A 26,106-nucleotide genomic window follows, 5' to 3' on the forward strand; every position below is an offset into this window, starting at 1 on the left:
TACTTGACCCAATTATTTGATAACTCTGATTAAATTTAGCGTATAATCACTTAAATTTTTATTTAATCTTAACTTAATGAGCTTATTTTTTAAACACTTTCATAAAACGCCTTTTTGGTCGCAACTTTTTTTCGGAATGGTTGCGATGCTTGCGTTACCTGAAATTCAGGCGGTTAATCCAAATGAAAGTGAGCAAGAAGCAGTTATCAATCAATCTTTTCTTCAGTATGCTCAAGCTACGAATGAGCTAGAGCAACAATCACTTTTTATCGCAGAATTGAACCACAATATTGTGGAAATTAAACCACAAGCGGTCAATTTTTGCGAATTTTTTACTAAATCTTACCGCTTGGATAAACAAAATATTTATCCAATTCGAGCAGGACCTTACGCCTAACTATAAATTTCATTTTAAAATCAATTAATTAACAATATTTATATTTAGGAAAATACAATGATTTCAAAATTACTTACCTCTATTTTTGGCTCAAGCAATGACCGTACGCTAAAACGTTTAAGAAAACGAGTGGTGCAAATTAATAAACTTGAGCCGACATTTGAACAGCTATCTGACGAAGAATTAAAAGCCAAAACGGCTGAATTTAGACTCCGTTTAGCAGATGGGGCAACCTTAGACAGTTTATTGCCTGAAGCCTTTGCAACGGTTCGAGAAGCGAGTAAACGTGTGTTAGGTATGCGTCCGTTTGATGTACAGCTTATTGGCGGTATGGTTTTAACCGGGCGTAATATTGCCGAAATGCGTACTGGTGAAGGGAAAACATTAACTGCAACTCTGCCTTGCTATTTAAATGCTTTAACCGGTAAAGGGGTTCACGTTGTAACCGTAAATGATTACCTTGCTCGCCGTGATGCGGAAACTAACCGTCCATTATTTGAATTTTTAGGCTTAACCGTAGGCGTGAACATTCCTGGTTTACCGCCGGAGGTTAAACGTGCGGCATACCAAGCAGATATTACTTATTCAACCAATAGTGAATTAGGTTTTGACTACTTGCGTGATAATTTAGCTCACGATAGAAATGAACGTTTTCAACGTGAATTACATTACGCATTAGTGGATGAGGTGGACTCTATCTTAATTGATGAAGCTCGTACGCCATTAATTATTTCAGGACCAGCGGAAGATGCGACTCAAATTTATCAAGCAGTAGATCAAATTATTCCGCATTTGATCGCACAAGATAAAGAAGATACCGAAGAATACACAGGCGAGGGTGATTTTACCCTAGATCTGAAAAATAAACAGGCTCATTTAACTGAGCGTGGTATGGTGAAAGTAGAGGATTTCCTTACTCAAATGGGCTTGATGGAAGAAGGGGAGAGCTTATATCACCCGGCTCGTATTTCGCTTTTACATCACGTTAGTGCGGCGTTGCGTGCTCATAAATTGTTTGAACGCAACGTGGACTACATTGTAAAAGATGGCGAGATTGTCATCATTGACGAGCACACAGGGCGAACAATGGCAGGTCGTCGCTGGTCTGATGGTCTACATCAAGCGATTGAAGCAAAAGAGCGTGTGAATATTCAAGGCGAAAACCAAACCGTTGCTTCTATTACTTACCAAAACTATTTCCGTCTATACGAAAAATTAGCAGGTATGACAGGTACAGCAGATACCGAAGCTTTTGAATTCCAACAAATTTACGGCTTAAATACCGTTGTTGTGCCAACAAACAGACCGGTTATCCGTGTAGATCGCACTGACTTAATGTTCAAAAGTGAAGCAGAAAAATTTGCGGCGATTATTACTGAAATTAAAGATTGTATGGAACGCCAGCAACCTGTGTTAGTGGGGACAGCATCGGTGGAAAAATCGGAGTTATTATCGGCAGAATTAACTAAAGCGGGTATTCCTCACAACGTATTAAATGCAAAATTCCACGCCCAAGAAGCAGAAATTGTGGCAGAAGCAGGTGCACCGGGTGCAGTAACTATTGCAACGAATATGGCTGGTCGCGGTACCGATATCGTGCTTGGCGGTAACTGGAGAATGGAAATTGCCAAACTTGAAAACCCAACTCAAGAACAAATTGATGAAATTAAATCAGCGTGGCAAGAGCGTTACAACACGGTAATGCAAGCAGGTGGTTTGCACATTATTGGTACAGAACGCCACGAGTCTCGCCGTATTGACAACCAGCTGCGTGGTCGTTCCGGTCGTCAAGGCGACCCGGGTTCATCACGTTTCTACTTATCATTAGATGACTCGTTGATGCGAATTTACCTCAATGAAGGTAAATTGAATATGATGCGTAAAGCCTTTACTGAAGAAGGCGAAGCGATGGAATCGAAACTTCTTACCAAAGTGATTGCTTCGGCTCAAGCAAAAGTGGAGGCTCATAACTTTGATGGTCGTAAAAACCTATTGCAATATGATGATGTAGCGAACGAACAGCGTAAAGTGATTTACGAACAACGTAACCATTTATTAGACACAGACGATATTTCTTCAATGATTGAAACTATTCGCCAAGATGTATTTGATAGCACCATCAGTGAGTACATTCCGCCTCAATCTATTGAAGAAATGTGGGACGTACCGGGCTTGGAAGAGCGTTTACGCCGAGAGTTTGGCTTAGACTTACCAATTTCTCACTGGTTAGAAACCGAAAAAGATCTACACGAAGAAACCTTGCGTGAGCGTATTCTCAATATCGCTATTGAAGAATATAAAGCGAAAGAAGAGAAAGTTGGTGCTGAAGTAATGCGTAATTTTGAAAAAGGTGTAATGCTACAAAATCTTGATGAATTATGGAAAGAGCATCTTTCTTCTATGGACTACTTACGCAAAGGCATTCACTTGCGTGGCTATGCTCAGAAAGATCCGAAGCAAGAGTACAAAAAAGAGTCTTTTGCAATGTTTACCAATATGCTTAACACCTTAAAATTAAATGTGATTAGCATTTTAAGCCGTATTCAAGTGCGTAGCCAAGAAGAGGTGGAAGAGGCTCAACGTTTGCAAGCAGAAATGGAAGCTAAAGCGGCGGAGCAATCACCAATCGATGAGCCAGCACAGCAAGTTGATCTTGAAAGTTTAAGTGATGAAGAGTTAGCAAACTTAAACATTGGTCGTAATGATCCTTGCCCTTGTGGTTCAGGCAAAAAATATAAACATTGTCACGGCAATAAAGCGAGATACGCATAATGATACAAGCGGTTATTTTTAGACAGAAATTTGCAAATTATCGTCTAAATCTGACCGCTTGAGTTTATAGAAAGAGTAGAGGAAATCTATGTCAAAACCGATTATTCAAGTATCAGCCGGTATTATCCGCAACGAATTTGGGCAAATTTATTTGACTCAACGCTTAGAAGGGCAAGACTTCGCTCAATCATTAGAATTTCCGGGCGGTAAGGTTGATGCCAGTGAGACCCCTGAAGAAGCCCTTAAACGTGAGCTAGAAGAAGAAATCGGTATTCAAGTGCTAAGTGCTTTTCCCTATGAAAGTTTCAGCTTTGAATATCCAAACAAGATTATTGAATTTTTCTTCTACTTAGTGGAAGAATGGGTAAATGAACCCTTTGGTCGAGAAGGGCAAGAGGGCTTTTGGATCGCACAATCTGATTTAGATGAAGGGGCTTTCCCACCGGCTAATGCACAATTGATTAAACGTCTAAAAGCAGAAATAGAAAATCAAGAATAGTAGTTGTTTAATCTGCTATTCTTTCTTTTAAAGAAATAATCTTTTTTCATAACGCACATTTATTCCTTATCTTTATTTGGATAGAATAAAAGTTCCTTAACTAAAATTTAACAAATCGACAATTAAAGCGAGGAAATTTTATGAAAAAAATCGTTATGTTAGTAGCTGCTATTGCTGCTGTATCTGCAAATGCGGCAACTTATAAAATTGACCCATATCACGCAAATGCAAGATTTAGTATTGACCACTTTGGGACAAGTAGCAACGTGGGCGGTTTCTACAATTTAACAGGTGAATTACAGCTTGATGTAGAAAAAAGTACCGGCTCAATTGATGTAACTATTCCGGTAAGCAGTTTACAAGCAAGTAGCCAAGATTTTACCAATCACTTAAAATCGGCTGATTTATTCCACGTTGAAAAATTCCCTGAAATGCGTTTTGTTTCAACCAAATTCCATTTTGCCGATAAAAAAGTAACGGAAGTAGAAGGTAATTTAACCTTATTAGGCAAAACTCATCCGGTAACCTTAAAAGCGACAAAATTCAACTGCTATCAAAGCCCAATGTTAAAAGCTGAAGTATGTGGCGGCGATTTCGTAACGACTATCGACAGAAGCCAATGGGGTATGAACTACCTTGTTGATGTAGGTATGACAAAAGACGTTGAAATTGCAATTCAAATTGAAGCAGCGAAGCAGTAATTATTAAGCGAATCCGCACTTATGTGCGGATTTTTTTATGGTTTTCGTTCTCTTTATTTGACTGAAATTCCACCACCAAGCGGTGAAGTTTGCAAAATTTTTTACAAATTTCACCGCTTGCCCTTGAAAGTATGAAATCCGCCTTTATATTGTTAGACGTTACGCTTTTTGCGTAGAATTATCAATCATCAATTTATAAGAGGAACAGAATATGGCACTTCGTCCATTACACGATAAAGTTATTTTAAAACGTGAAGAAGTTGAAACAAAATCGGCAGGTGGTATTGTTTTAACCGGTTCGGCAGCAACAAAATCAACCCGTGGTAAAGTAATTGCAGTAGGTACAGGTCGAATTTTAGAGAACGGTTCGGTTCAACCCTTAGCGGTTAAAGTAGGTGATGTCGTTATCTTCAATGAAGGCTACGGCGTGAAAACCGAGAAAATTGATGGCGAAGAAGTGTTAATTTTAGCAGAACACGATATTTTAGCGATTGTAGAATAAATTAATTGTAATGTAGGAGTGTATTACATACGCCTACACACATCAAAAAGGAAAAGAAAATGGCAGCAAAAGACGTTAAATTTGGTAATGATGCACGCGTAAAAATGTTAAAAGGCGTGAATATTTTAGCTGATGCAGTAAAAGTAACTTTAGGTCCGAAAGGTCGTAATGTGGTATTGGACCGTGCATACGGTGCTCCAACGATTACTAAAGATGGTGTATCGGTTGCTCGTGAAATCGAATTAGAAGATAAATTTGAAAATATGGGTGCTCAAATGGTGAAAGAGGTTGCCTCTAAAGCCAATGATGCCGCCGGTGATGGTACAACAACTGCAACGGTATTAGCTCAAGCGATCGTAAATGAAGGCTTGAAAGCGGTTGCAGCCGGTATGAACCCAATGGATTTAAAACGTGGTATCGATAAAGCAGTTGCCGCAGTTGTTGAAGAATTAAAAGTGATTTCAAAACCGTGTGAAACTTCCAAAGAGATCGAGCAAGTTGGGACAATTTCAGCAAACTCAGATGAAACCGTCGGTAAATTAATTGCTCAAGCGATGGAAAAAGTGGGCAAAGAGGGCGTAATTACTGTTGAAGACGGCACAGGTTTAGAAGATGCGTTAGATGTGGTTGAAGGTATGCAGTTTGATCGCGGCTACTTATCACCATATTTCATCAATAAACCTGAAGCTGGCACAGTAGAGTTGGAGAATCCGTACATTCTTTTAGTGGATAAAAAAGTCTCTAACATTCGTGAATTATTACCGGTGTTGGAAGGTGTGGCGAAAGCGGGCAAACCGTTAGTGATTATTGCAGAAGACATCGAAGGCGAAGCATTAGCAACGCTTGTTGTGAACACAATGCGTGGTATTGTAAAAGTAGCTGCAGTGAAAGCACCAGGATTTGGCGATCGCCGTAAAGCGATGTTACAAGATATTGCTATCTTAACTGCGGGTACCGTGATTTCTGAAGAGATCGGTATGGAACTTGAAAAAGCGACATTAGAAGAGTTAGGTCAAGCAAAACGTGTGGTTATCTCAAAAGATAACACCACGATTATTGACGGCATTGGTGATGAAACACAAATTAAAGGTCGTGTAGCACAAATTCGTCAACAAATTGAAGATTCGACTTCAGACTACGACAAAGAAAAACTGCAAGAACGTGTAGCAAAATTAGCCGGCGGTGTGGCAGTTATCAAAGTTGGTGCGGCAACAGAAGTAGCGATGAAAGAGAAGAAAGACCGTGTTGATGATGCCTTACACGCTACCCGTGCCGCAGTGGAAGAAGGTATCGTTCCGGGAGGTGGTGTAGCTTTAGTGCGTGCAGCAAGCAAAGTAGCAGCAACCTTAAAAGGCGACAATGAGGAACAAAATGTGGGTATCAAACTTGCCCTTCGTGCGATGGAAGCACCTTTACGCCAAATCGTAGCAAATGCCGGTGAAGAGTCTTCAGTAGTCGCTCGCAACGTGAAAGATGGTTCGGGTAACTATGGTTATAATGCAGGTACAGAGCAGTATGGCGATATGTTAGAAATGGGTATTTTAGATCCAACTAAAGTAACCCGTTCAGCATTACAATTTGCAGCTTCTATTGCAGGTTTAATGATCACGACAGAATGTATGATCACAGACTTACCAAAAGAAGAAAAATTAGATCCAGCCGCAATGGGCGGTATGGGTGGAATGGGCGGAATGATGTAATCGTTTGTTCTTAATAAATAAAAGCTACTGAAAAACTCAGTAGCTTTTATTTTATTTATTAGAAGAACTGCAAGCGGTCATTTTTGTAGAAAAGTTTGCAATAAAAAGCCAAGCTATTCTAGCTTGGCTTTTTCTTATTGATGTTTTTGCCTTAGGTTATTTAATGCGGTTAAACCTTTTTCACAACTTTTTTGTTGTAGAACAGTATCCATTTTAAGGATCTGTTGCTTTGTTGAAGAAAGTTTATTTTTCATTTTAACCAATTGAGTATGAGTACCCGGCTGTTTTTCTGCATCAGAAACTAATTTATTTGCGGTGTTAAACATTTTCTCACATTCAGTTGGTAATGTTTTACTTAAAGTAGGTTTTGCAACTGTAAGTGATGAAGTTTTCACATTCGCAATTGCAGTAGCTGAAACCAGTACTGCACAAAGTGTAACTCCTAAAATTCTTTTAAGCATGCGTTCTCCACACATTAAGTGCTAATAAATTCAATGTTTTGCTTATTATCAAATATAAAGCCAGCCGATACTAGCAGAAGTTTAAATAAAAGTCATCTATTAAGTGGATCTTTTTTGCTAAAAGATCCATATATATTAAAATGGTAAATTATTTGTTATAAATTTGTTTATTATAACCTAGTTATTTAGTGGGTTATATAGAATTTATTACATAAATAAACCAATTTTGTGACGAATATAACAAAATTACTATTTTTTAATTGGTTATTTACAGGTAGAATACTTTCCGACACTTTATTATAAATTTAACCAATTTGGGTTATTGTTAGAATTGAGTGAAAATTTGTGGGCGATTACTTTTCGGTAATCTATTTGTCAAATTATTATATTAATAAATAAGAGGTTTGAGATGTTAGACGTAGTTGAACTCTCACGTTTGCAGTTTGCTTTAACTGCACTCTATCACTTCTTATTCGTACCGCTTACATTAGGTCTTTCTTTCGTACTTGTTGTGATGGAAACACTTTATGTAACTACGGGTAAAGAAGTATATAAAGATATGACTAAATTCTGGGGTAAGTTATTTGGTATTAACTTTGCTCTAGGTGTAACAACTGGTATTACAATGGAATTCCAGTTTGGTATGAACTGGTCATATTACTCTCATTATGTAGGTGATATCTTTGGTGCTCCATTAGCGATTGAAGGCTTAATGGCATTCTTCTTAGAATCTACATTTGTGGGCTTGTTCTTCTTTGGTTGGGAACGTTTATCAAAAGCTAAACACTTATTAACGACTTACTGTGTTGCATTTGGTTCTAACTTATCTGCATTGTGGATTTTAGTAGCTAATGGTTGGATGCAAAATCCGGTTGCTTCAGAGTTTAACTTTGAAACAATGCGTATGGAACTTTCAAGCTTCTCTGAATTGTTACTAAATCCGGTTACGCAATCTAAATTTTTACATACTGTAACAGCAGGTTATGTTTGTGGTTCTATTTTCGTATTAGGTATTAGTGCATACTACATCTTAAAAGGTCGTGATTTAGGATTTGCTAAACGTTCATTCTCTGTAGGTGCAAGTTTTGGTTTATTATCGATTATTGCGGTATTAATTATGGGCGATGAGTCCGGTTATGAAATCGGGAAAGCTCAGCCAACAAAATTAGCTGCAATGGAAGGTGAATTTGAAACTCAACCTGCTCCGGCTGCGTGGAATGCATTTGTTATTCCAAATACAGCAGAAATGAAAAATGAATTCTCAATTCATATTCCTTATGCCGCCGGTATTATTGCAACGCGTTCTTTAGATACTGAAATTACAGGCTTAAAAGATATCCGTGTAATCAATGAACAACGTGTTCGTAACGGTATTGTTGCTTACGGTTTACTAGAAAAATTACGTTCTGGTAACTATACAGAAGCAGATAAAGAAGGCTTTAAAGCAGTGCAAAAAGATTTAGGTTTTGGCTTATTGTTAAAACAATATACAGACAATGTAGTTGATGCAACAGAAGAGCAAATCCAAAAAGCAGCGGATAATACTATTCCAAATGTAGGTCCTACTTTCTGGGCATTCCGTGTGATGATGCTTTCAGGTGTGATTATGTTGGTATTGATCATTGCTGCGTTTGTTCAAAATATGCGTGGTAGAGTAGGGCAAAGTCGTTTCCTATTAAGAACGTTATTATGTGGTATCCCATTACCGTGGATCGCAATTGAATCTGGTTGGTTCTTAGCCGAGTATGGTCGTCAGCCGTGGGCTATCTATGAGATGTTACCTGTTGGTGTAGCAAACTCTGCATTAACAACAGGCGATTTATGGTTTACGATCGGCTTGTTATGTGGTTTATATACACTGTTCTTAATCATAGAAATGTACTTAATGTTTAAATACGGACGACTTGGACCAAGTGCATTAAAAACAGGTCGTTACTACTTTGAACAATCAGCTAAATAATAGGAGTTAAAAATGCTCGATTATGAATTTCTCCGCTTTATTTGGTGGATTTTAATCATAGTATTATTAATTGGTTTCGCCATTACTGATGGCTTTACTATGGGCGTATTAAACCTTTTACCTGTGATTGGTAAGAGTAATGTTGAACGCCGTATTATGATCAACACAGTTGCTCCTCACTGGGATGGTAACCAAGTGTGGTTATTAACCGCTGGCGGTGCATTATTTGCAGCGTGGCCTACAGTATATGCAACCTCGTTCTCAGGTTTCTATATTGCAATGGTGCTAGTATTAGCAGCGTTATTCTTCCGCCCTGTTGGTTTTGAGTATCGTGCCAAAATTGATAGTCCGAAATGGCGTAATGCTTGGGACTGGGGGCTATTAATCGGTGGATTTGTACCATCATTAGTATTCGGTGTTGCATTTGGTAACTTATTACAAGGTGTACCATTTGAATTTAACAGCATTAACCAATCACAATACACAGGTACATTCTTTGGTTTATTAAATCCATTTGCATTATTATGTGGTGTGATTAGTTTAATGCTGCTAACAACACAGGGTGCAACTTGGTTACAAATGAAAACCACAGATGAGCTCCATAATAATTCAAGAAAAGTAGCACAAGTTACAGCAGCAGTTGTATTAGTTGCCTTTGTTCTTGCAGGTGTATGGTTATATTTCAAAGATGGTTTTGTAGTAACAAGCCAAATTGATCACAATGCACAATCTGTATTTACTAATAAAACAGTAGCAGTTGAAACAGGTGCTTGGTTCAGAAATTATGCGGCAATGCCTGTATTATGGATCATTCCGGCATTAGCGGTAATTGGTGCATTGCTTACTATCGTTGCATCAAGAGCAAATCGTTCCGGCTTTGCGTTCTTCTCATCATCTATTATGATTGTTGGGGTAATTACAACGGCGGCAGTTTCAATGTTCCCATTTGTAATGCCATCAATTACTCATCCTAATATGAGTTTAACGATGTGGGATGCAACCGCAAGTCAAACAACATTAACAGTAATGTTAGTAGTAGCGTGTATCTTCGTTCCAACAGTATTAGGCTATACTATTTGGTCATACATCAAAATGTATGGTCGCTTAGATGCGAGTTACTTAGAACACAATAAATCAGCTTACTAATAGGAGAGTGCATTATGTTTTATGTAACTTGGGTGTTAGGTGTAATGCTTGCAATTTTCTTTGCAACAGTAATCACTATCAGCATTGAAAAAACAGGTAAGTTTGACGAGTAATGATTAATACTCTTTATAACTTAACAGCAAAGGGCTTGTTAAAAGCCCTTTCTTTTATTTTAGCCACCGCATTATTTGCAATAATTTTACTAAATTCGACCGCTTTTGCTCTTACTTTTGGAGGAAAAACACCGTATTTAGTGATGCTCATCTTTTATGGTATGGCAATTTTGTGGATACACGGGGTTGGATTTGAAATTCATTCAACGATTTGGAAAGCAATTTTTTTACCGATAGTAGGTTATCTTATTGTCATTCCATCTTTATGTATTTTATTAATGAAATAGAGGCATTTTTAATGCCTCTATTTGTTTTTGATAGGTAAAAAATATTTTTACGATTAAACTCAAAATATACTTGCACAACGATTTGTCTATCTCTACAATAGCAACCAATTTTCCGCCTAAATTTTGGGCGTTTTTTCATTTTGAAGAAAGAGGAAAAAGTATGCATTTTCCGATTCGGGTTTATTACGAAGATACTGATGCTGGTGGGGTAGTTTATCACGCTAACTATCTTAATTTTTTCGAGCGAGCTAGAACGGAATTTTTAAGGCAATACAATTTTTCTCAGCAGGCACTTTTTGCAAAATCTCTCGCTTTTGTCGTGAAAAAAATTGAGATAGACTATAAGCTACCTGCACGTTTAGATGATTTATTAAACGTAGAAACAACCATTTCAGAGTTTAAAAAAGCTACTTTGGTGTTTAAGCAAACCTTGTGGAAACAAGATATCTGCTTAAGTGAGGCAACTGTAACAGTTGCCAGTGTTGATCTCGTTAAAATGAAACCTGTTGCAATTCCTGATGATATTCGTCAAGCATTACAAAAAATTAATTTTTCTATTTAAAAACTATTCGGAGTTTTATTAATGCAAACTGAATTTAGCCTTCTATCGTTGTTTTTAGAAGCAAGTATTGTGGTCAAGATCGTAATGTTGATCCTTGTTGTATTTTCAATTTTATCTTGGGCGGTTATTATCCAGCGTAGTAAGGTATTAACAAAAGCGAGAAAAGACTCATTGACGTTTGAAGATCGTTTTTGGTCTGGCGAAGATTTAAACCGCTTACATCAAGGTTTAGAAAACCGTCGTGATGCTTTAACAGGCTCAGAACAAATTTTCTATGTTGGATTTAAAGAATTTAACCGTTTACAACAAGCAAATCCTGATGCACCTGAATCTATCATTCAAGGTTCAACTCGTGCAATGAATTTGGCGTTAAACCGTGAAATGGAAAGCCTAGAAAACTACATCCCGTTTTTAGGCACCGTAGGTTCAATTAGCCCATATATTGGCTTATTTGGTACAGTATGGGGAATTATGCACTCATTTATGGGGTTAAGTGCAGTTAAACAAGCAACCTTACAATCTGTTGCACCGGGTATTGCAGAAGCATTAATTGCAACCGCGATTGGTCTATTTGCGGCAATTCCAGCAGTTATGGCATATAACCGTTTAAACTTACGTTTAGGTAAAGTAGAACAAGGTTATGTGAATTTCATTGATGAATTTACGACCTTATTACATCGTCAAGCCTTTTCAAAAAGATAAATAGCAAGCGGTTTCTTTCTGATAAAAATTTGCAAAATTCAGTAAAAAATCGACCGCTTGTAAAGTAATAATGCGTAGTTAAAAGTGCTACGTTATATAAATTAATGATAGATGCAAAAGCATCTTAAAAGAGGAAAATATGTCGATTCGTCGTGTAAAACGTAATGACATTAAATCGGAAATTAATATTGTTCCATTCCTAGACGTATTGTTAGTACTATTGCTTATTTTTATGGCAACAGCACCTATTATCAGTCAAAGTGTGGAAGTTAATTTACCTGAAGATACACATAGTCAATCTGTATCAAATGAAGATAAAACGCCTGTTATTTTAGAAGTGGCGGGTGTGGGGGCATATAAATTAAAAATTGATGGTAACTATGTGCAAAGTAATGGGCAAGATAATATTTCTGAAGCAGAAGTGATCGCTTATGCCGGAGAGCAATTTCAAAAAGATAATAATACATTATTTTTAGTTGCCGGTGATAAAGTTGTACCTTATGAAGAAATTATGAAAGGTATCACATTACTTAAAGATGCAGGGGTTAAATCAGTGGGTTTAATGACTGAAGGCAAATAATCAGCAAGGATAACGTGTGAAATCTCAACAAGATAGACTAGAGCTTGCAGTTATTATTTCGATCTTATTACATATATTATTGATTGGATTATTATTGCTTGGGTCTCTTTTCACCAAAACGGAATTAGCAGCGGCTGGAGGTAGTGGCGGTGATAGCGACAGCTTCGAAGCCGTAATGGTTGATACCGGGCAAGTGGCGGCGGAATATGGGCAATTGATGGCGGAGAAAAAGGGCTCTAAACCAGCTAAGCCAACGGTAGAGCCTAGAGAAGAGCCTGAAGAAACTGTTGAAGAAGCGGAAGAAAAGCCAACTCCGGAAGAAATTGAGCAACAAAAGAAAGCTGAATTAGCGGCAATTCAAGAAAAGCAACGTCAGCAAAAGTTGCAAGAGCAGCAAAAACTTCAAGAACAGCAAAAGCAAGAGCAAGCGAAACAAGAAGAAATTAAAAAGCAACAAGCAGCCGAAGAGGCTACACGTAAAAAAGCAGCTGAAGCAGCAAAATTAAAAGCAGATGCAGAAGCTAAGCGTTTGGAAGCTGCTGCTAAACAAGCTGAAGAAGAAAGAAAAGCGAAAGAAGCCCAAGAGAAGAAACTTGAGCAACAAAAAAAAGCTGAAGCTGAAAAGAAATTACAAGAGCAGAAAGAGCTAAAAGAGAAACAAGCTAAGGAAAAAGCAGAGAAAGAAGCTAAGGAAAAAGCTGAGAAAGAGGCTAAAGCGAAAGCCGAAAAAGAAGCTAAAGAAAAAGCAGAAAAAGAAGCCAAAGCAAAAGCTGAAAAAGAAGCTAAAGAAAAAGCAGAGAAAGAAGCTAAAGCAAAAGCTGAAAAAGCTGCTAAAGAAAAAGCAGAGAAAGAGGCTAAAGCAAAAGCCGCTGCTGAAGCAAAAGCTGCTCAAGCGAAGAATAACAAAGCACTTGACGATTTCCTAGATGGTGGCGACATTGGCGGTGGTTCAAGCAAAGGCGGTAATAAAAACTCATCGGGTTCTCAAGGATCAGGCGGTACAAGTGGTCTTGGTCAAGGTGCGAATGTCGATGGTAATGCATACGGTCAGCGAATTAAGAAATTAATTCAATCTAAATATCGTGTTGATCCAAGCTTTGCAGGAAAACAATGCGATGTTAAGATTTTCTTAAGTCGAGATGGTACAATTACTAATTATCAAGTAGTTAGTGGCGATAAAGCAGTGTGTGATGCAGCGGTAAGTGCAATTGTGGCAACCAGAAAAGTGCCGCCTGCACCATCAGATGCAGTCTATAATATGTTTAAATCTCCAACGCTTGATTTTAGTTTAAAAGTTAAATAACTTTAGAGGGTTAAAAATGAAATTATTCTCTCGTATATCGAGTGTAATAGCGATAGTTTCTACATTGGTTACAAGCCAAGTGATGGCAGATTCTGATGTTCGAATTTCTATTGATGAAGGTGTAAGTATGGCTCAACCGATTGCGGTTGTGCCGTTTAAAGCAAGTGGCGTGCCTGCTGATGTGGCACAGATTATTTCTGACGATTTGCGAAATAGTGGTAAATTTACACCGCTTGAACGTTCTCAAATGCCTGCACAACCGGGTTCTGCTGGAGAAGTAGTAGCAGATCAATGGAGTGCTATTGGGATTGATAATATTGTTGTAGGACAAGTAAGTAGCACTGGCGGCGGTTATAACGTAGCTTATCAATTAATTGATACGCTAGGGACTTCAGGGACTGCAGGTGGTGTAATTGCTCAAGGCTCATTCATTGTGCCAGCAGCACAAATCCGTCAAGGTGCTCACACAGTAAGTGATCAAGTATTTGAAAAATTAACTCAAATTCGTGGTGCATTTAGAACGAAAATTGCTTATGTAGTACAACGTGGCGTATCATCTTATGAATTACGTGTATCGGATTATGATGGCTTCAACGCTTTCACTATTACAACAAGTAAAGAGCCATTAATGTCTCCAGAATGGTCTCCGGATGGTAGCAAATTAGCCTATGTTACCTTTGAGAACAAAAAAGCACAGGTTGTTGTGCACGATATCCGTTCAGGTTCTCGCCGTGTTGTAGCTGCATTAAAAGGGCATAACGGTGCACCGGCATTCTCACCAGACGGTTCTCGTATTGCATTTGCTTCTAACCAAGATGGTGAGTTAAATATTTATGTGGTGGGTAGCAACGGTGGAACACCAAGCAAATTAACTGCAAATGCAGGAAATAATACTGAGCCTAGCTGGTCTCCAGACGGGAGTACAATCTACTTCACTTCTGACCGTGCTGGTTCTCCACAAGTGTATAGAATGAGTTCATCAGGTGGCGGTGCAAGCCCAATGGGTGGTCGTGGTAGCTACAATGCTAAAGTATCATCTGATGGTAAGAATCTAATCATGATTGCCGGTGATAGAGTTGTGAAACGCGATCTCGCTTCAGGTGGCACGGAAGTACTGAGTTCAACTTTCTTAGACGAAAGTCCAAGTATTTCACCAAATGGCATTATGGTTATTTATAGCTCTACCAAAGGTACGAGTAAAGTGCTACAATTGGTATCCGCAGATGGGCGTTTTAAAGCTAATTTGCCGGGAGCAGGCGGACATTATAAATTCCCTGCGTGGTCCCCATACTTAACTAAATAATAATATTTCTCTAATTAGGAGCAACAAATGAAAAAATTTGCTAAAGTTTTAATGGTAGCAGTACCAGCTTTCGCATTAGCAGCATGTAGCAGCTCATCTGATGATGCAGCAGCAAACGCAAATGCAAACGCAGCAGCGAATGCAGCAGGCGAATTCGGTGGTTTAACAGCTGAGCAATTAAAAGCACAATACAACACAGTATACTTCGGTTTTGATAGTTATGCAGTTGAAGGTGAATACCGTCAATTATTAGACGCTCACGCTCAATTATTAGCTAAAACTGAAGGTAAAGTAACTATCGCTGGTCACGCGGATGAGCGTGGTACTCCAGAGTACAACATCGCATTAGGTCAACGTCGTGCAGATGCAGTTAAAGGTTACTTAGCAGATAAAGGTGCTAACAATACTTCAACTGTTTCTTACGGTGAAGAGAAACCTGCAGTGTTAGGTCATTCTGAGTCTGACTACGCGAAAAACCGTCGTGCAGTATTAGAATACTAATTCTTAGTTGATTCTAAAATGAAGCCCTGAATAATCAGGGCTTTCTTTTTATTAAATATCTATATTATGAATTTCTGGAATGCCTTATCTCCGTTATTTAAAGCCATATCTTGTGTACTTTTATCGGCATTAAGCTTTGCTGCTATGGCAGTATTTCTTCGCTTATCTGGTGAATTACCTGTGGCTGAAAAAGCCATTTTCCGTAATGGTATTACGGCATTAATAAGCGGCTATATTGTTTGGAAAAATCGTCAATTATTCTTCGGGCATAAAGAAAATCGGCTTTTGTTACTTTGTCGTTCGGTTACTGGTCTAATCGGTATTTTAGTTGGTGTTTATATCATAGATCATCTCGTATTAAGTGATGTAGATATGATTGGCAAGCTAACTTCTTTTATTTTGATTATTCTATCCGCTATCTTTTTGAAAGAAAAAGCTTCTATAGCACAGTGGCTCTTATGTATTGTTGCCTTTATTGGTGCACTTTTTATTATTAAACCTGCATTTGATATTCGATTTATCCCTTATTTAATTGGTATTATCGGCTCTGTTTTTGCTGCGATTGCCTACTTATGTTTGAGATTATTGTCAAAAACAGAAAAATTAGAATCGCCAAATACCATTGTTTTCTTTTTTTCTATGTTCTCGACCTTGATATTATTACCTTTTGTCGCCATTGATTATGTACCACTGACTTCTATGCAATTAGTGTACTTAATTCTAGCGGGCATCACGTCAGCAGTTGGACAGTTTTGTGTAACTACAGCATATAAATACGCAGCTGCTAAAGATATCTCAATCTATAGCTACGCATCAGTAATCTTTAGTGCGGTTTTAGGAGCACTACTTTTTGAGCAATACCCTGATGTGTGGAGCTGGCTAGGTTATGTCATTATTTTTATAGCAAGTTGGTTTATGTTTGTTTTAACGAAAAAGCAAGCAAAGTGAAATCATTAATCTTTGCCATAAATTTTGTTAGAATAGCACCACTTAGTTTACGAAAAGGATAAAAAATGCAATTTATTGGAAAAATAATTGGCTTTATTTTGGGTTACCAAATTTTTCACGGTCTATTTGGTGGGCTATTAGGGGCATTTATTGGGCATTTGGCAGATAAAAAACTCTATGCCTTAGGCACAGTACGCTCAAGTACTTTTGGTAAAAACCTTACTCGCCAATCGCTTTTCACTCAAACTACCTTTGCAGTCTTAGGACATATTGCGAAAGCCAAAGGTCGTGTAACCGAAGCCGATATTGAATTAGCTCGTGCATTAATGGCTCGCCTAAAATTAGACGGTGCAGCTCAACAATTGGCTCAAGAGGCTTTCACTTTAGGTAAAGAGCCTAATTTCCCATTGCGTCAAGTTATTCAAGAGTTTCGTGAAGCCTGTGGTGCAAGAACTGATTTGCTGCGTTTCTTTGTTGAAGTACAAATGCAAGCGGCGTTGCAAGATGGCGAATTGGATGCAAACGAACAACAAATTCTCTTTACGATTGCAGAAACAATGGGAATGTCTCGTTTCCAATTTGAGCAAATGATCGCGATGATTATGGCGGCTCAACAATTCCGCACCGGGGGCTATTACCAACAAGGTGGAAGCTATCATCAGCAATCGCAAAGTGGCTACAGTTCTCAAGGTGGTGGATATGGTTATCAACAGCCGGCAAAACCGAGTATTGAAGCGGCTTATACTGTGTTAGGTGTAACGGCACAAGACGATCAAAATACGGTTAAACGAGCTTACCGCAAGCTAATGAACGAACATCACCCTGATAAATTAGCAGCAAAAGGCTTACCTGATGAAATGATGGAATTAGCGAAAGAAAAAGCCCAACAAATTCAATCCGCCTATGATCTCATCTGCAAAGTAAAAGGATGGAAATAATGGATTCACGTTCGCATATCATTCCGCTGTTTTTAGCTATAGTTATTACCGTTATTGCCGTTTGGTCTGGTTTTAATCCAACAGATAGAGCGGTATGGTATGCGGAAGTTGCCCCCATTTTTGTCGTATTCGGCTTGCTGATTATCACTTACCCAAAATTTCAGTTTAGCGGCTTAGCTTATTTTCTAATGTCGCTTTGGTTAATTATGCATTTAATTGGGGCAAAATATACTTTTGCCAATGTGCCGTTTGATTGGGCGAATCAATTTCTAACACCATTTTTAGGAGAAGAACGTAACCATTTTGACCGTGTGGCACATTATATTATCGGTTTTTATAGCTACCCAATGGCGGAATGGTTATTGCGTAAACGTAAATGTACCTTTGGAGTTGCCCTCTTTTTCTCGTTATTTTTTATAATGTCGGTGGCGGCAGCCTATGAAATTATTGAGTGGCAATATGCGGTGATAGAAGGTGGCAATGCAGGTATTGAATTTTTAGGCTCTCAAGGCGATATTTGGGATGCTCAAAAAGATATGTTAGCCGATACCTTAGGGGCAATTACCGCTCTGATAATTTATGTGATTACTCGCCCTGATTTGCGTATTCACGATAGACATTTTTAACTCTCAAGCGGTTGAATTTACGCATTTTTTTGCAAAATTTTTATAAAATTCAACCGCTTGTCATTTTATTTTAACTAATGAACTCAATTCCAAAAGTTATTCTCGCCCCAATGCAGGGGGTGTTAGATCCCTTCGTTCGTAACCTTTTAACCTCTGTGAATGAATACGATCTCTGTATTTCTGAATTTGTGCGGGTTGTGGATCAAAAATTACCGAAAAAAGCTTTTTATCGTTTAGTACCGGAGCTTTATCAAGGCGGATTAACGGATTCCGGCACGCCAGTGCGAGTGCAGATTTTAGGGCAACACCCCCAATGGTTGGCTGAAAATGCAGCACTTGCGATTGAGCTGGGCTCGCACGGGGTAGATCTGAACTGTGGTTGCCCATCTAAAACGGTAAATGGCAGTAATGGTGGGGCATCGCTACTTAAAGATCCTGATTTAATTTACCGAGCGACAAAAGCAATGCGGGAAGCTGTGCCAAATGAACAGATTGTGTCTGTAAAAGTACGTTTAGGTTGGGATTCTGCCGAGCAATGCTTTGAAATTGCCGATGCTGTTCAGCAAGGTGGAGCGAATGAAATAACCGTACACGGGCGAACAAAATCTGATGGCTATCGTGCCGAACGTATTAACTGGCAAGCGATTGGTGAGATTCAAAAGCGTTTAACTATTCCTGTTATCGCCAATGGCGAAATTTGGGATTTTGAATCTGCAAAAAATTGCCAAGAAATGACCGCTTGCAATACTTTGATGATTGGCAGAGGGGCATTAAATACGCCAAATTTGAGCAAGGTAGTGAAATATAACGAGCTAAAAATGGCGTGGAGTGAGGTTTTGCAACTATTGTTTAAGTATGTTCAGATGGAAAATCAGTTTGACACAGGTTTTTACCACGTCGCCCGTATAAAGCAATGGTTACGCTATTTGGATAAAGAATATCCACAAGCAGTCGAATTATTTGATATTTTGAAAACTGAACACGGCTATGATGGTCTAAAAGCACATATTGAAAAGGCGGTGGGCTAAATGAGTAAACAAATTTTTAATGAAGAAGAGCTAAAAATAACCGAGTATTTTGAGCCTAAACAAGAGTTTGATCTCGAAAATTCAATTATTGAGGAAGAAGCTAAAGCTGTTGAGGCAGAACTGATTATTGAAGAAAGCCTAAAACCTTCTCGCTTTTGGGTTCGAGTGTTGCTTGCAACGCTTGCCTTGTTTGGCGTGGCGGTGATTGCTCAAAGTATTCAATGGTTAATCGATACTTTCCAACAAAAAGAGTGGATCTATTTTGCTTTCTCAATAGTCTTTTTTATTATTAGCTTGTTCGGTGTGGGCGTGATTGTCTCTGAATGGCGTAAATTGGTTTATCTGCGTAATCATCAGAAAAATCAGCAGATGAGCCAGCAGCTTTTATTAGAGCAACTTCCCTCAAATGATGGCGAACAAGCGGTCAAATTTTGTGAAGATGTTGCAAATAACCTCAATCATTTACCAACCGTTGCTCAAGCAGAGCAACGCTGGAAAAGTCAGCTTAACGAGGCTTACAATGCCAAAGAGGTATTATATCTTTTTAGTGAAAATGTACTCAAGCCGATTGATAAACAAGTTAAGCAAATGATTTCCCGTAATGCGGCAGAAAATGCGGTTATTGTGGCTGTCAGCCCACTTGCCGTCGTTGATGTATTACTAATGGCAGCAAGAAATATTGCCTTAGTGAATAAAATTACCAAAGCCTACGGAATGGAATTGGGTTACATCAGCCGCTTAAAACTATTCAAAATGGTGTTAAAAAATATGGTATTTGCCGGAGCAACGGAAATCGCTACCGATGTAGGAATGGATTTCTTCTCGCAAAACCTCACGGCAAAGCTCTCTCTCCGTGCCGCACAAGGTATTGGTGTGGGCTTACTCACTGCAAGGCTTGGCATCAAAACAATGGAATTTTGTCGCCCGGTTGCTTTTCAAGCTAATGAGCGACCAAGAATTTCCGCTATTCGCCAAGAATTATTAACATCGGTGAAAAATACAGTGTTTGCTAAAACGGAAACAAAAGAAAAAGTATTTTCTGATTAGAAATTGTAGGGCGGACAATGTTCCGCCCTTAACATTATCGTTTATATTGGCTTGTTGGAATATTATCCAAATGGTCGATATTATTAAACTCTAAGACCGTTACTTTGCCATTATCCACTTCCACTTTGGTAATCGCTGTGTTAATGATAAAACTATGCTTTTCTTCATTACGAAAATCTTGCCACGCAATACCTTTTAACACAGCGGTAAGCAGAGTTAAGGTCATTCCGTGTGAAACAATCAACACCTTACCATCATTTTGATGAAGTTGAGCAATTTGATTAAACACTTGGGTAACACGTTGATAAAGTTGTTCGAACCGCTCGCCACCGTTTGTTTTAGCGAGATATTCAGCCGGCGTGCGTTTCATTACCCAATATTCTTCATTCTCTTGTAAATCAAGGGATTTCATTCCCTCCCAACTACCGAAATCAAATTCATTCAGCCCTTTATGATGAAAGTGAGGGATATTACTCAATTTATTTTCCGCTAAAATGTAGTTTGCGGTATCTTGAGCCCGTTTTTGCATACTGGAATAAGCAGCGGTAAAAGGCACATCTTTTAACGCAATGCCGGTTTTCTTTGCCCCAATAATGCCTTCTTCCACAAGGGCTGAGTCGCCAGAGCCTTGCAATCTACCTTCAATATTCCAAACGGTTCTGCCGTGTCGAACTAAATAAATGGTAACAGCCATCGTAATTCCTTGCTAAAATAGTTAAAAATAAACGAGATTATAGCAAAATGACCTTAACATTGCCTATTTGTTATCAGCACCCCGATTTTATTATTATCAATAAGCCTGATGGTTTAAGTGTGCATAAAGACGAAGCGGAAATCGGTTTAACAGAAATGATAGCTCGTCAGCTAAATGTTGAGCAGGTGTGGTTGGTTCATCGGCTGGATAAAATCACCTCCGGCTTGTTAATTTTAGCGTTAAATAAAGAAGCAGCAGCGAAGTTTTATCATCTGTTTGAACAACATAAAATTCAGAAAACCTATTGGGCGTTGAGCGATAAAAAACCGAAGAAAAAGCAGGGGAAAATTGTGGGTGATATGGAAAAAAGCCGTAATGGAGCTTGGAAATTATGCCACAGTAAAGAGAACCCGGCGGTAACACAATTTAACTCTAATTCGCTTGAGCCATCACTTCGCCATTTTATTTTGCAACCGAAAACAGGTAAAACCCACCAACTAAGAGTGGCAATGAAAAGTTTAGGTAGCCCGATTTTAGGCGATAAACTTTATTCAGGCACAGAGGCGGATAGGGTTTATTTACACGCCTACCAGCTTGAATTTGAATACGAAAACGAACATATCTGTGTTCAAGCAGAGCCTACAAGCGGTCATTTTTGGCAAAAAATTTGCTAATTTATGTTACTAAAAAGAAACGGAGAACAGTATGAAACTTTGGTACTCAACAACAAGCCCTTTTGCTCGCAAAGCCCTTGCGGTTATTAAACATCACCAGCTTGATGACAAAGTGGAAATGTTGCGGGTAACTGCCGCAATGGATCCAAACTCACCACACAACCAAGACAATCCATTAGGACGCATTCCAGCATTACAGCGAAATTGCGGACGCTGGCTATTCGGCAGTTTGCTCATCAGCGAGTATCTTGACCAAAAAGGCAATAATACGCCTTTACTGCCAAAAGAGGGCAAGCCACGCTGGGCGGTATTAGCTTTGCACAATTTGGCAGACGGTATAATGGAAAACACAATGCACACCATTATCCAAGAAAAAATGGCTCGCCCCGAAAATGAATGGTGGGTAAGTCGCCACAAACAATTAATGGAAAGAAATATCCGCACTTTCCAACACTTAGAAGAAGCCATACAAGAATTTGGTACGGAGCTTAATTTAGGCACATTAACCGCAGTTGCATTAATTGATTGGTGGGCGTTCCGCTTAGAAAAAATCGGCTATGATCTTGCAAAAAATCATCCAAATTTAACCGCTTGGGCGGAAGAAATGAATAATAAATACAGTATTTTGGCTGAAACCAAGCCGAGAGTATAGAGAGCTTGCATTGAAAATAAAGGCATTGAGTTTGTGGTTCAATGCCTTTTTGTTTAGCTAATTTACCTAAATTTAGGTGGGTATAAAAATAGCATATTGTGCAAAAAAAAATAATTGTAAAATCCAAAAAGTTTTAATCACGACTTTAAGGAGATTTTATGAAAAAATATGCCCTACTTATTATGTTGCCAGCTATGGCTACGGCAGAAGTTAATTATTCTTCGACATTTATTAAATGTAGAAGTAATGAATCTAATAACGCAGATCTGGCAAATTGCATTTCTGAGGAAACTAACCGTCAGGAGAAGCGTTTAAATAAAGTTTATAATCAGTATCTGAAAACCCTTTCCCCTAATCATTCCAAAGCATTTAAAGAAGCTCAAAGAGCTTGGATTAAATATAAAGACTTAAGTGTGAAAGCCGCAGCTATGGAATATGAAGGCGGATCTTTGGCTGGAATTTCATCAAGCTATAAATATATGGATATGACCATTGAGAAAGCTGATGAAATTGAAAAATTATTAAAGGAAGCTAATTCAAGATAATTCTATTTGTCCGTGTGCTGGGTTAGTCTACCTAACCCAGTTATAATGTAAAAGGGAAAACATTAGTCTGCCAACATCCCTTCCAACTCTTCCTGTGCCTCCAACCACTGCATTTCAATTTCCTCCACCTGTTTTTTAGTCTCAACTTGTTGAGCAAGAGTTTCGGTGAGTTTGGCTTTATTTTCTGCTTCGTAGAGCTGGCTATCGCCAAGCATTTCTTCTAACTTATTCAGTTTTTCAGTAGCTTTTTCCAATTCTTTTTCCAACTGCGTGATTTTTTTACGCAGTGGAGCGGTTTGTTGGCGGCGTTCGGCTTCTAAACGCTTTTGCTCTTTGCGGTTTGCCGCACTATTTTCATTGGCTGTCGGCTCACAAGCGGTTGCATTTTCCGAATTTTTTGCAAGTACCGATTTCGGCTCATTCGCTAGGGCATTTTGCTCATTCAACCATTTTTGATAATCGTCCAAGTCGCCTTTAAATTCTTCTACTTTTCGGTCGTGTACCAAATAAAATTCATTCACGGTGCTGCGGAGTAAATGACGGTCGTGCGAAACCACCACCAACGAGCCTTCATAATAAGTGAGGGCATCAATTAAGGCTTGTCGCATATCCAAATCCAGATGGTTGGTTGGTTCGTCCAATAACAGTAAATTCGGGCGTTGCCATACAATCAACGCAAGCACCAAGCGAGCTTTTTCGCCACCGGAGAAAGATTGCACCGCTTGCACGACTTTATCGCCTTTAAAATCAAAACCGCCTAAATAATTACGCAGCTCTTGTTCGGTTTTTTCCGGCTCGATTTTCTGCAAATGCCAAAGTGGGCTTTCATCAAAACGGAGCGTATCCACTTGGTGCTGGGCAAAGTAGCCAAGCTGAACGCCTTTTGCGAGTTGCATTTTGCCGTTTTGTGGCGGAATTTCACCCGCTAATAATTTAATTAGAGTGGATTTCCCCGCCCCATTTCTGCCAAGCAAACCAATTCGGGAGCCGGGCACTAAATTCAATTTCACCGATTCCAGCACGGTTTTATCTGCGTAACCTGCACTCACTTTTTCCATCATCAGCAATGGGCTTGGTAAGGCAAGCGGTGGTCGGAATTCAAATTCAAACGGGGAATCTGCGTACGCAGGGGCGATAAGTTCCATTTTCTCCAATGCTTTAATACGGCTTTGAGCCTGTTTGGCTTTGGTCGCTTTGGCTTTGAAACGGTCAATAAAGCTCTGTAAATGAGCAACTTTTCGTTGTTGTTGCTGATAAGCGGCATTTTGTTGTGCGATTTTAGTCGCTCGCTGAATTTCAAACGAGGTGTAATTGCCTGTGTATTCATTGAGTTTTTGATGTTCGATATGAATGACACGGTCAATAATCGGATCAAGAAAATCACGGTCGTGGGAAATCAGTAATAACGTACCACGATAGTTAGTGAGCCAGCGTTCAAGCCAAATCACAGCATCTAAATCTAAGTGGTTGGTCGGTTCATCGAGTAGCAATAAATCGGAACGGCAAATCAACGCTTGAGCGAGATTTAAACGCATACGCCAACCGCCCGAGAAAGATTTCACAGGCAGTTGTAATTGCTCGGTGCTAAAGCCTAAGCCGTTGAGCAAGGTAGAAGCTCTGGCTTGAATTGTCCACGCATCAATGGTGTCGAGATGGGAGTGGATAGTCGCAATGCGATTGCCGTCATTTTTTGCATTCGCTTCATCAAGCTCTGCTATTAATTTTGTGTATTCTCTATCACCTTGAATCACATAATCAAGAGCGGAAATATCTAACGCAGGTGTTTCTTGATTTACCCACGAAATCTCCCAATTTTTTGGGAGTGAAACATCGCCGCCTTCAGGCTGTAGCTCATTTTTAAGTAAGGCAAAAAGAGAGGATTTTCCACACCCGTTTTTACCCACCAAACCTACCTTCTGCCCCGTATGAATGGTGGCGGAGCTGTTTTCAATCAGGACGGAATGTCCTCGTTTTAAAATTAAATCTGTAAAAAATATCATTACAAGCGGTCTGTTTTGTTAAAAATTTTGCATATTTTAGCATAGTAAATTTTAATACAATCAAAATTGTTTGAGATGAAAATTAAGTTTAATTCAATATCTAATATTGAATTAAACTTAAAATAGACTTATTATTAAGTTTAATTAACTATGTTATATTGAATTAAACTAAAAATTCATTATTAATTAAGTTCAATTCAATATGCTATGTTAAATTAAACTTAATTTTATTTCAGGAGGGTAAATGATCTCTCGCCAAATGCAATCATTAGTAACACGTTTAGTTAAACAATTTCCAGCGATTTTGGTAACAGGGGCAAGGCAGGTAGGCAAATCAACACTGCTACAATATATCGGGCAAGATTATCAATATATTACTTTTGATGATCCTATGCTATTGCAACAAGCAAAAGATGAGTCTCGGCTGTTTTTCTTAAATCATCAGGGGAAGTTGATTTTAGACGAGGTGCAGTATGTGCCTGAAATTTTCTCTTTGTTAAAACTAGAAATTGACCGAAAACAGCACAACGGTTTGTTTTTGCTTTCTGGTTCACAAGCTTTTGAATTAATGCAAAATGTGAGTGAGACACTTGCCGGGCGTATTGCTATTTTAAAGTTGCAAGGGCTCTCTTTACGTGAAATTCTTGGAGTAAGTTTTAATCAACCTTTTGTGCCAAACAATGATTATTTGTTTGCTCGTGAAGAGGAATTAAAATCACCCGAAAATGTTTGGCAACTTATCCACAAAGGCGATATGCCCCGTTTATATGCACAAGAAACTGACTGGGAAATTTATTATCGCTCTTATGTTGCTACTTATATTGAGCGAGATGTTCGCCAATTAACCAATATTGCCAGCACGACAGATTTTACCCGTTTTATGGTGTCGATCGCCTCTCGTAGTGGCGAGCTGCTGAATTACAGCAATATCGCCCAAGAGGTTGGCGTATCGAATGAAACGATTAAACGTTGGGTAGCAATTTTACAAACTTCGGGCATTATTTATTTGTTGCAACCTTATCATAACAACCATTTGAAACGGGCTATAAAAACCCCAAAAGTCTATTTTTTAGATACGGGGTTAATGGCGTACTTAACTAAATGGCTTACCCCTGAAACTATTTCGAGTGGGGCGAAAAGCGGTCAGTTTTTTGAAACTTTTGTCGTAAGCCAAGTAATTAAATCCTTTAATAATCAAGGCATTGAACCACCTCTTTATTTTTATCGGGATACTAATCAAAAAGAGATTGATTTAATTATCGAATATGACCGCACACTTTATCCGGTGGAAATTAAAGTTACTGCAAGCCCAAATAAAAAAATGGCGAAAAGTTTTGATTTATTAAGTCCGCTTTCGCCTGAATGGACGCTCGGGCAGGGAGTGATAATTAACCAATATCCGACTAAACTTTATTTAAGTGAAAATTTAGTAGCATTACCACTGAGTTATTTATAGCTCATCGCT

At 38.7% G+C, this 26,106-nt stretch carries 28 protein-coding genes; 25 read left to right on the top strand and 3 right to left on the bottom strand.

From position 1 onward, the window contains the following. The first annotated feature begins 76 nt into the window (after positions 1–76). The 6 genes from secM (at position 77) to groL (ending at position 6,571) form a co-directional block, all read left to right on the top strand. Positions 77–397, top strand: coding sequence for a secA translation cis-regulator SecM (secM, locus tag V6W77_RS02300; protein WP_334253672.1), 321 nt, complete (start codon positions 77–79; stop codon positions 395–397). 57 nt (positions 398–454) lie between these two features. Further along, entirely contained in the window at positions 455–3,169 is a 2,715-nt protein-coding gene (secA, locus tag V6W77_RS02305) for a preprotein translocase subunit SecA (protein ID WP_334253673.1), read from the top strand. Between the two features lie 88 nt (positions 3,170–3,257). Next, entirely contained in the window at positions 3,258–3,668 is a 411-nt protein-coding gene (gene mutT, locus V6W77_RS02310; RefSeq protein ID WP_188156593.1) for an 8-oxo-dGTP diphosphatase MutT, read from the top strand. A gap of 140 nt (positions 3,669–3,808) precedes the next feature. Continuing rightward, the gene (locus tag V6W77_RS02315) at positions 3,809–4,369 is read left to right on the top strand and encodes a YceI family protein (RefSeq protein ID WP_334253674.1); all 561 of its coding nucleotides are present in this window, start codon (positions 3,809–3,811) and stop codon (positions 4,367–4,369) included. Between the two features lie 211 nt (positions 4,370–4,580). Continuing rightward, entirely contained in the window at positions 4,581–4,871 is a 291-nt protein-coding gene (locus V6W77_RS02320; protein WP_025236286.1) for a co-chaperone GroES, read from the top strand. Positions 4,872–4,930: 59 nt separating this feature from the next. Beyond that, positions 4,931–6,571 carry a chaperonin GroEL gene (gene groL / locus V6W77_RS02325; protein ID WP_188156590.1) on the top strand — a complete coding sequence of 547 codons (1,641 nt, stop codon included), beginning with the start codon at positions 4,931–4,933 and terminating at the stop codon, positions 6,569–6,571. A gap of 134 nt (positions 6,572–6,705) precedes the next feature. On the opposite strand, the gene V6W77_RS02330 is transcribed toward groL, so the two are convergent. After that, positions 6,706–7,032 carry a DUF5339 domain-containing protein gene (locus V6W77_RS02330; RefSeq protein WP_025236344.1) on the bottom strand — a complete coding sequence of 109 codons (327 nt, stop codon included), beginning with the start codon at positions 7,030–7,032 and terminating at the stop codon, positions 6,706–6,708. A gap of 409 nt (positions 7,033–7,441) precedes the next feature. Between V6W77_RS02330 and V6W77_RS02335 the strand changes: the two genes are divergently transcribed. The 15 genes from V6W77_RS02335 to V6W77_RS02405 all read left to right on the top strand — a co-directional run bounded on the left by V6W77_RS02335 (position 7,442) and on the right by V6W77_RS02405 (position 20,076). Beyond that, positions 7,442–8,992 carry a cytochrome ubiquinol oxidase subunit I gene (locus V6W77_RS02335; RefSeq protein ID WP_334253675.1) on the top strand — a complete coding sequence of 517 codons (1,551 nt, stop codon included), beginning with the start codon at positions 7,442–7,444 and terminating at the stop codon, positions 8,990–8,992. A 12-nt stretch (positions 8,993–9,004) separates the two neighbouring features. Then, positions 9,005–10,138 (top strand): cytochrome d ubiquinol oxidase subunit II, encoded by a 1,134-nt coding sequence (gene cydB, locus V6W77_RS02340; RefSeq protein ID WP_334239095.1) that lies wholly within the window; start codon positions 9,005–9,007, stop codon positions 10,136–10,138. A gap of 14 nt (positions 10,139–10,152) precedes the next feature. Next, positions 10,153–10,251: a cytochrome bd oxidase small subunit, CydX/CbdX family gene (locus V6W77_RS02345; RefSeq protein ID WP_080686558.1), complete on the top strand. Its 99-nt coding sequence runs from the start codon at positions 10,153–10,155 to the stop codon at positions 10,249–10,251. Then, positions 10,251–10,538, top strand: coding sequence for a cyd operon protein YbgE (gene ybgE, locus V6W77_RS02350; RefSeq protein ID WP_334253676.1), 288 nt, complete (start codon positions 10,251–10,253; stop codon positions 10,536–10,538). Before V6W77_RS02345 ends, ybgE begins: the two co-directional genes overlap by 1 nt. A gap of 160 nt (positions 10,539–10,698) precedes the next feature. Next, complete coding sequence (gene ybgC, locus V6W77_RS02355) at positions 10,699–11,100, top strand: tol-pal system-associated acyl-CoA thioesterase (protein ID WP_025236340.1); 402 nt, start codon at positions 10,699–10,701, stop codon at positions 11,098–11,100. Between the two features lie 21 nt (positions 11,101–11,121). Further along, a complete protein-coding gene (gene tolQ, locus V6W77_RS02360) occupies positions 11,122–11,802 on the top strand; it encodes a protein TolQ (protein ID WP_025236339.1) in 681 nt (226 codons plus the stop codon). A gap of 139 nt (positions 11,803–11,941) precedes the next feature. Next, positions 11,942–12,382 (top strand): colicin uptake protein TolR, encoded by a 441-nt coding sequence (tolR, locus tag V6W77_RS02365; protein WP_025236338.1) that lies wholly within the window; start codon positions 11,942–11,944, stop codon positions 12,380–12,382. Between the two features lie 16 nt (positions 12,383–12,398). Beyond that, on the top strand, positions 12,399–13,685 hold the full coding sequence (tolA, locus tag V6W77_RS02370; RefSeq protein ID WP_334239093.1) for a cell envelope integrity protein TolA: 1,287 nt from the start codon (positions 12,399–12,401) through the stop codon (positions 13,683–13,685). A gap of 16 nt (positions 13,686–13,701) precedes the next feature. After that, positions 13,702–14,988, top strand: coding sequence for a Tol-Pal system beta propeller repeat protein TolB (gene tolB / locus V6W77_RS02375; RefSeq protein WP_283386131.1), 1,287 nt, complete (start codon positions 13,702–13,704; stop codon positions 14,986–14,988). Between the two features lie 27 nt (positions 14,989–15,015). Then, positions 15,016–15,489, top strand: a complete 474-nt coding sequence (locus V6W77_RS02380; RefSeq protein ID WP_334253677.1) for an OmpA family protein — start codon at positions 15,016–15,018, stop codon at positions 15,487–15,489. Between the two features lie 63 nt (positions 15,490–15,552). Further along, positions 15,553–16,437 (top strand): DMT family transporter, encoded by an 885-nt coding sequence (locus V6W77_RS02385; RefSeq protein WP_334253696.1) that lies wholly within the window; start codon positions 15,553–15,555, stop codon positions 16,435–16,437. Between the two features lie 65 nt (positions 16,438–16,502). Then, positions 16,503–17,375, top strand: coding sequence for a co-chaperone DjlA (djlA, locus tag V6W77_RS02390; protein WP_025236333.1), 873 nt, complete (start codon positions 16,503–16,505; stop codon positions 17,373–17,375). Next, positions 17,375–18,001 carry a DUF2238 domain-containing protein gene (locus V6W77_RS02395; protein ID WP_334229750.1) on the top strand — a complete coding sequence of 209 codons (627 nt, stop codon included), beginning with the start codon at positions 17,375–17,377 and terminating at the stop codon, positions 17,999–18,001. Before djlA ends, V6W77_RS02395 begins: the two co-directional genes overlap by 1 nt. 77 nt (positions 18,002–18,078) lie before the next feature. Further along, the gene (dusC, locus tag V6W77_RS02400; RefSeq protein ID WP_334253678.1) at positions 18,079–19,029 is read left to right on the top strand and encodes a tRNA dihydrouridine(16) synthase DusC; all 951 of its coding nucleotides are present in this window, start codon (positions 18,079–18,081) and stop codon (positions 19,027–19,029) included. Next, positions 19,030–20,076: a TIGR01620 family protein gene (locus V6W77_RS02405; protein ID WP_334253679.1), complete on the top strand. Its 1,047-nt coding sequence runs from the start codon at positions 19,030–19,032 to the stop codon at positions 20,074–20,076. It abuts the gene before it with no gap. Between the two features lie 34 nt (positions 20,077–20,110). Here V6W77_RS02405 and V6W77_RS02410 read toward each other — a convergent pair whose 3' ends face one another. Continuing rightward, positions 20,111–20,770, bottom strand: a complete 660-nt coding sequence (locus V6W77_RS02410) for a histidine phosphatase family protein (protein WP_334253680.1) — start codon at positions 20,768–20,770, stop codon at positions 20,111–20,113. Between the two features lie 47 nt (positions 20,771–20,817). Here V6W77_RS02410 and V6W77_RS02415 point away from each other — a divergent pair, with 47 nt between their 5' ends. From V6W77_RS02415 to V6W77_RS02425, 3 genes are all read left to right on the top strand, one after another. Beyond that, entirely contained in the window at positions 20,818–21,444 is a 627-nt protein-coding gene (locus tag V6W77_RS02415; RefSeq protein WP_334253681.1) for a TIGR01621 family pseudouridine synthase, read from the top strand. A gap of 31 nt (positions 21,445–21,475) precedes the next feature. After that, positions 21,476–22,096, top strand: coding sequence for a glutathione S-transferase (locus V6W77_RS02420; protein WP_334253682.1), 621 nt, complete (start codon positions 21,476–21,478; stop codon positions 22,094–22,096). A 158-nt stretch (positions 22,097–22,254) separates the two neighbouring features. Further along, positions 22,255–22,641: a lysozyme inhibitor LprI family protein gene (locus V6W77_RS02425; protein ID WP_025247961.1), complete on the top strand. Its 387-nt coding sequence runs from the start codon at positions 22,255–22,257 to the stop codon at positions 22,639–22,641. A 62-nt stretch (positions 22,642–22,703) separates the two neighbouring features. Here V6W77_RS02425 and V6W77_RS02430 read toward each other — a convergent pair whose 3' ends face one another. After that, the gene (locus V6W77_RS02430) at positions 22,704–24,641 is read right to left on the bottom strand and encodes an ABC transporter ATP-binding protein (RefSeq protein WP_334253683.1); all 1,938 of its coding nucleotides are present in this window, start codon (positions 24,639–24,641) and stop codon (positions 22,704–22,706) included. 244 nt (positions 24,642–24,885) lie between these two features. On the opposite strand from V6W77_RS02430, the gene V6W77_RS02435 reads away from it, so the two are divergent. Continuing rightward, positions 24,886–26,097, top strand: a complete 1,212-nt coding sequence (locus V6W77_RS02435; protein ID WP_334253684.1) for an ATP-binding protein — start codon at positions 24,886–24,888, stop codon at positions 26,095–26,097. Positions 26,098–26,106 lie beyond the last annotated feature (9 nt).

The sequence above is a fragment of the Mannheimia indoligenes genome (genome assembly GCF_036880405.1).
Taxonomy (GTDB): domain Bacteria; phylum Pseudomonadota; class Gammaproteobacteria; order Enterobacterales; family Pasteurellaceae; genus Mannheimia; species Mannheimia indoligenes.

Coding starts and splice junctions, on each gene's coding strand:
- secM (WP_334253672.1), top strand. CDS start 77: ATGAGCTTATTTTTTAAACACTTTCATAAAACGCCTTTTTGGTCGCAA.
- secA (WP_334253673.1), top strand. CDS start 455: ATGATTTCAAAATTACTTACCTCTATTTTTGGCTCAAGCAATGACCGT.
- mutT (WP_188156593.1), top strand. CDS start 3,258: ATGTCAAAACCGATTATTCAAGTATCAGCCGGTATTATCCGCAACGAA.
- V6W77_RS02315 (WP_334253674.1), top strand. CDS start 3,809: ATGAAAAAAATCGTTATGTTAGTAGCTGCTATTGCTGCTGTATCTGCA.
- V6W77_RS02320 (WP_025236286.1), top strand. CDS start 4,581: ATGGCACTTCGTCCATTACACGATAAAGTTATTTTAAAACGTGAAGAA.
- groL (WP_188156590.1), top strand. CDS start 4,931: ATGGCAGCAAAAGACGTTAAATTTGGTAATGATGCACGCGTAAAAATG.
- V6W77_RS02330 (WP_025236344.1), bottom strand. CDS start 7,032: ATGCTTAAAAGAATTTTAGGAGTTACACTTTGTGCAGTACTGGTTTCA.
- V6W77_RS02335 (WP_334253675.1), top strand. CDS start 7,442: ATGTTAGACGTAGTTGAACTCTCACGTTTGCAGTTTGCTTTAACTGCA.
- cydB (WP_334239095.1), top strand. CDS start 9,005: ATGCTCGATTATGAATTTCTCCGCTTTATTTGGTGGATTTTAATCATA.
- V6W77_RS02345 (WP_080686558.1), top strand. CDS start 10,153: ATGTTTTATGTAACTTGGGTGTTAGGTGTAATGCTTGCAATTTTCTTT.
- ybgE (WP_334253676.1), top strand. CDS start 10,251: ATGATTAATACTCTTTATAACTTAACAGCAAAGGGCTTGTTAAAAGCC.
- ybgC (WP_025236340.1), top strand. CDS start 10,699: ATGCATTTTCCGATTCGGGTTTATTACGAAGATACTGATGCTGGTGGG.
- tolQ (WP_025236339.1), top strand. CDS start 11,122: ATGCAAACTGAATTTAGCCTTCTATCGTTGTTTTTAGAAGCAAGTATT.
- tolR (WP_025236338.1), top strand. CDS start 11,942: ATGTCGATTCGTCGTGTAAAACGTAATGACATTAAATCGGAAATTAAT.
- tolB (WP_283386131.1), top strand. CDS start 13,702: ATGAAATTATTCTCTCGTATATCGAGTGTAATAGCGATAGTTTCTACA.
- V6W77_RS02380 (WP_334253677.1), top strand. CDS start 15,016: ATGAAAAAATTTGCTAAAGTTTTAATGGTAGCAGTACCAGCTTTCGCA.
- djlA (WP_025236333.1), top strand. CDS start 16,503: ATGCAATTTATTGGAAAAATAATTGGCTTTATTTTGGGTTACCAAATT.
- V6W77_RS02395 (WP_334229750.1), top strand. CDS start 17,375: ATGGATTCACGTTCGCATATCATTCCGCTGTTTTTAGCTATAGTTATT.
- dusC (WP_334253678.1), top strand. CDS start 18,079: ATGAACTCAATTCCAAAAGTTATTCTCGCCCCAATGCAGGGGGTGTTA.
- V6W77_RS02405 (WP_334253679.1), top strand. CDS start 19,030: ATGAGTAAACAAATTTTTAATGAAGAAGAGCTAAAAATAACCGAGTAT.
- V6W77_RS02410 (WP_334253680.1), bottom strand. CDS start 20,770: ATGGCTGTTACCATTTATTTAGTTCGACACGGCAGAACCGTTTGGAAT.
- V6W77_RS02415 (WP_334253681.1), top strand. CDS start 20,818: ATGACCTTAACATTGCCTATTTGTTATCAGCACCCCGATTTTATTATT.
- V6W77_RS02420 (WP_334253682.1), top strand. CDS start 21,476: ATGAAACTTTGGTACTCAACAACAAGCCCTTTTGCTCGCAAAGCCCTT.
- V6W77_RS02425 (WP_025247961.1), top strand. CDS start 22,255: ATGAAAAAATATGCCCTACTTATTATGTTGCCAGCTATGGCTACGGCA.
- V6W77_RS02430 (WP_334253683.1), bottom strand. CDS start 24,641: ATGATATTTTTTACAGATTTAATTTTAAAACGAGGACATTCCGTCCTG.
- V6W77_RS02435 (WP_334253684.1), top strand. CDS start 24,886: ATGATCTCTCGCCAAATGCAATCATTAGTAACACGTTTAGTTAAACAA.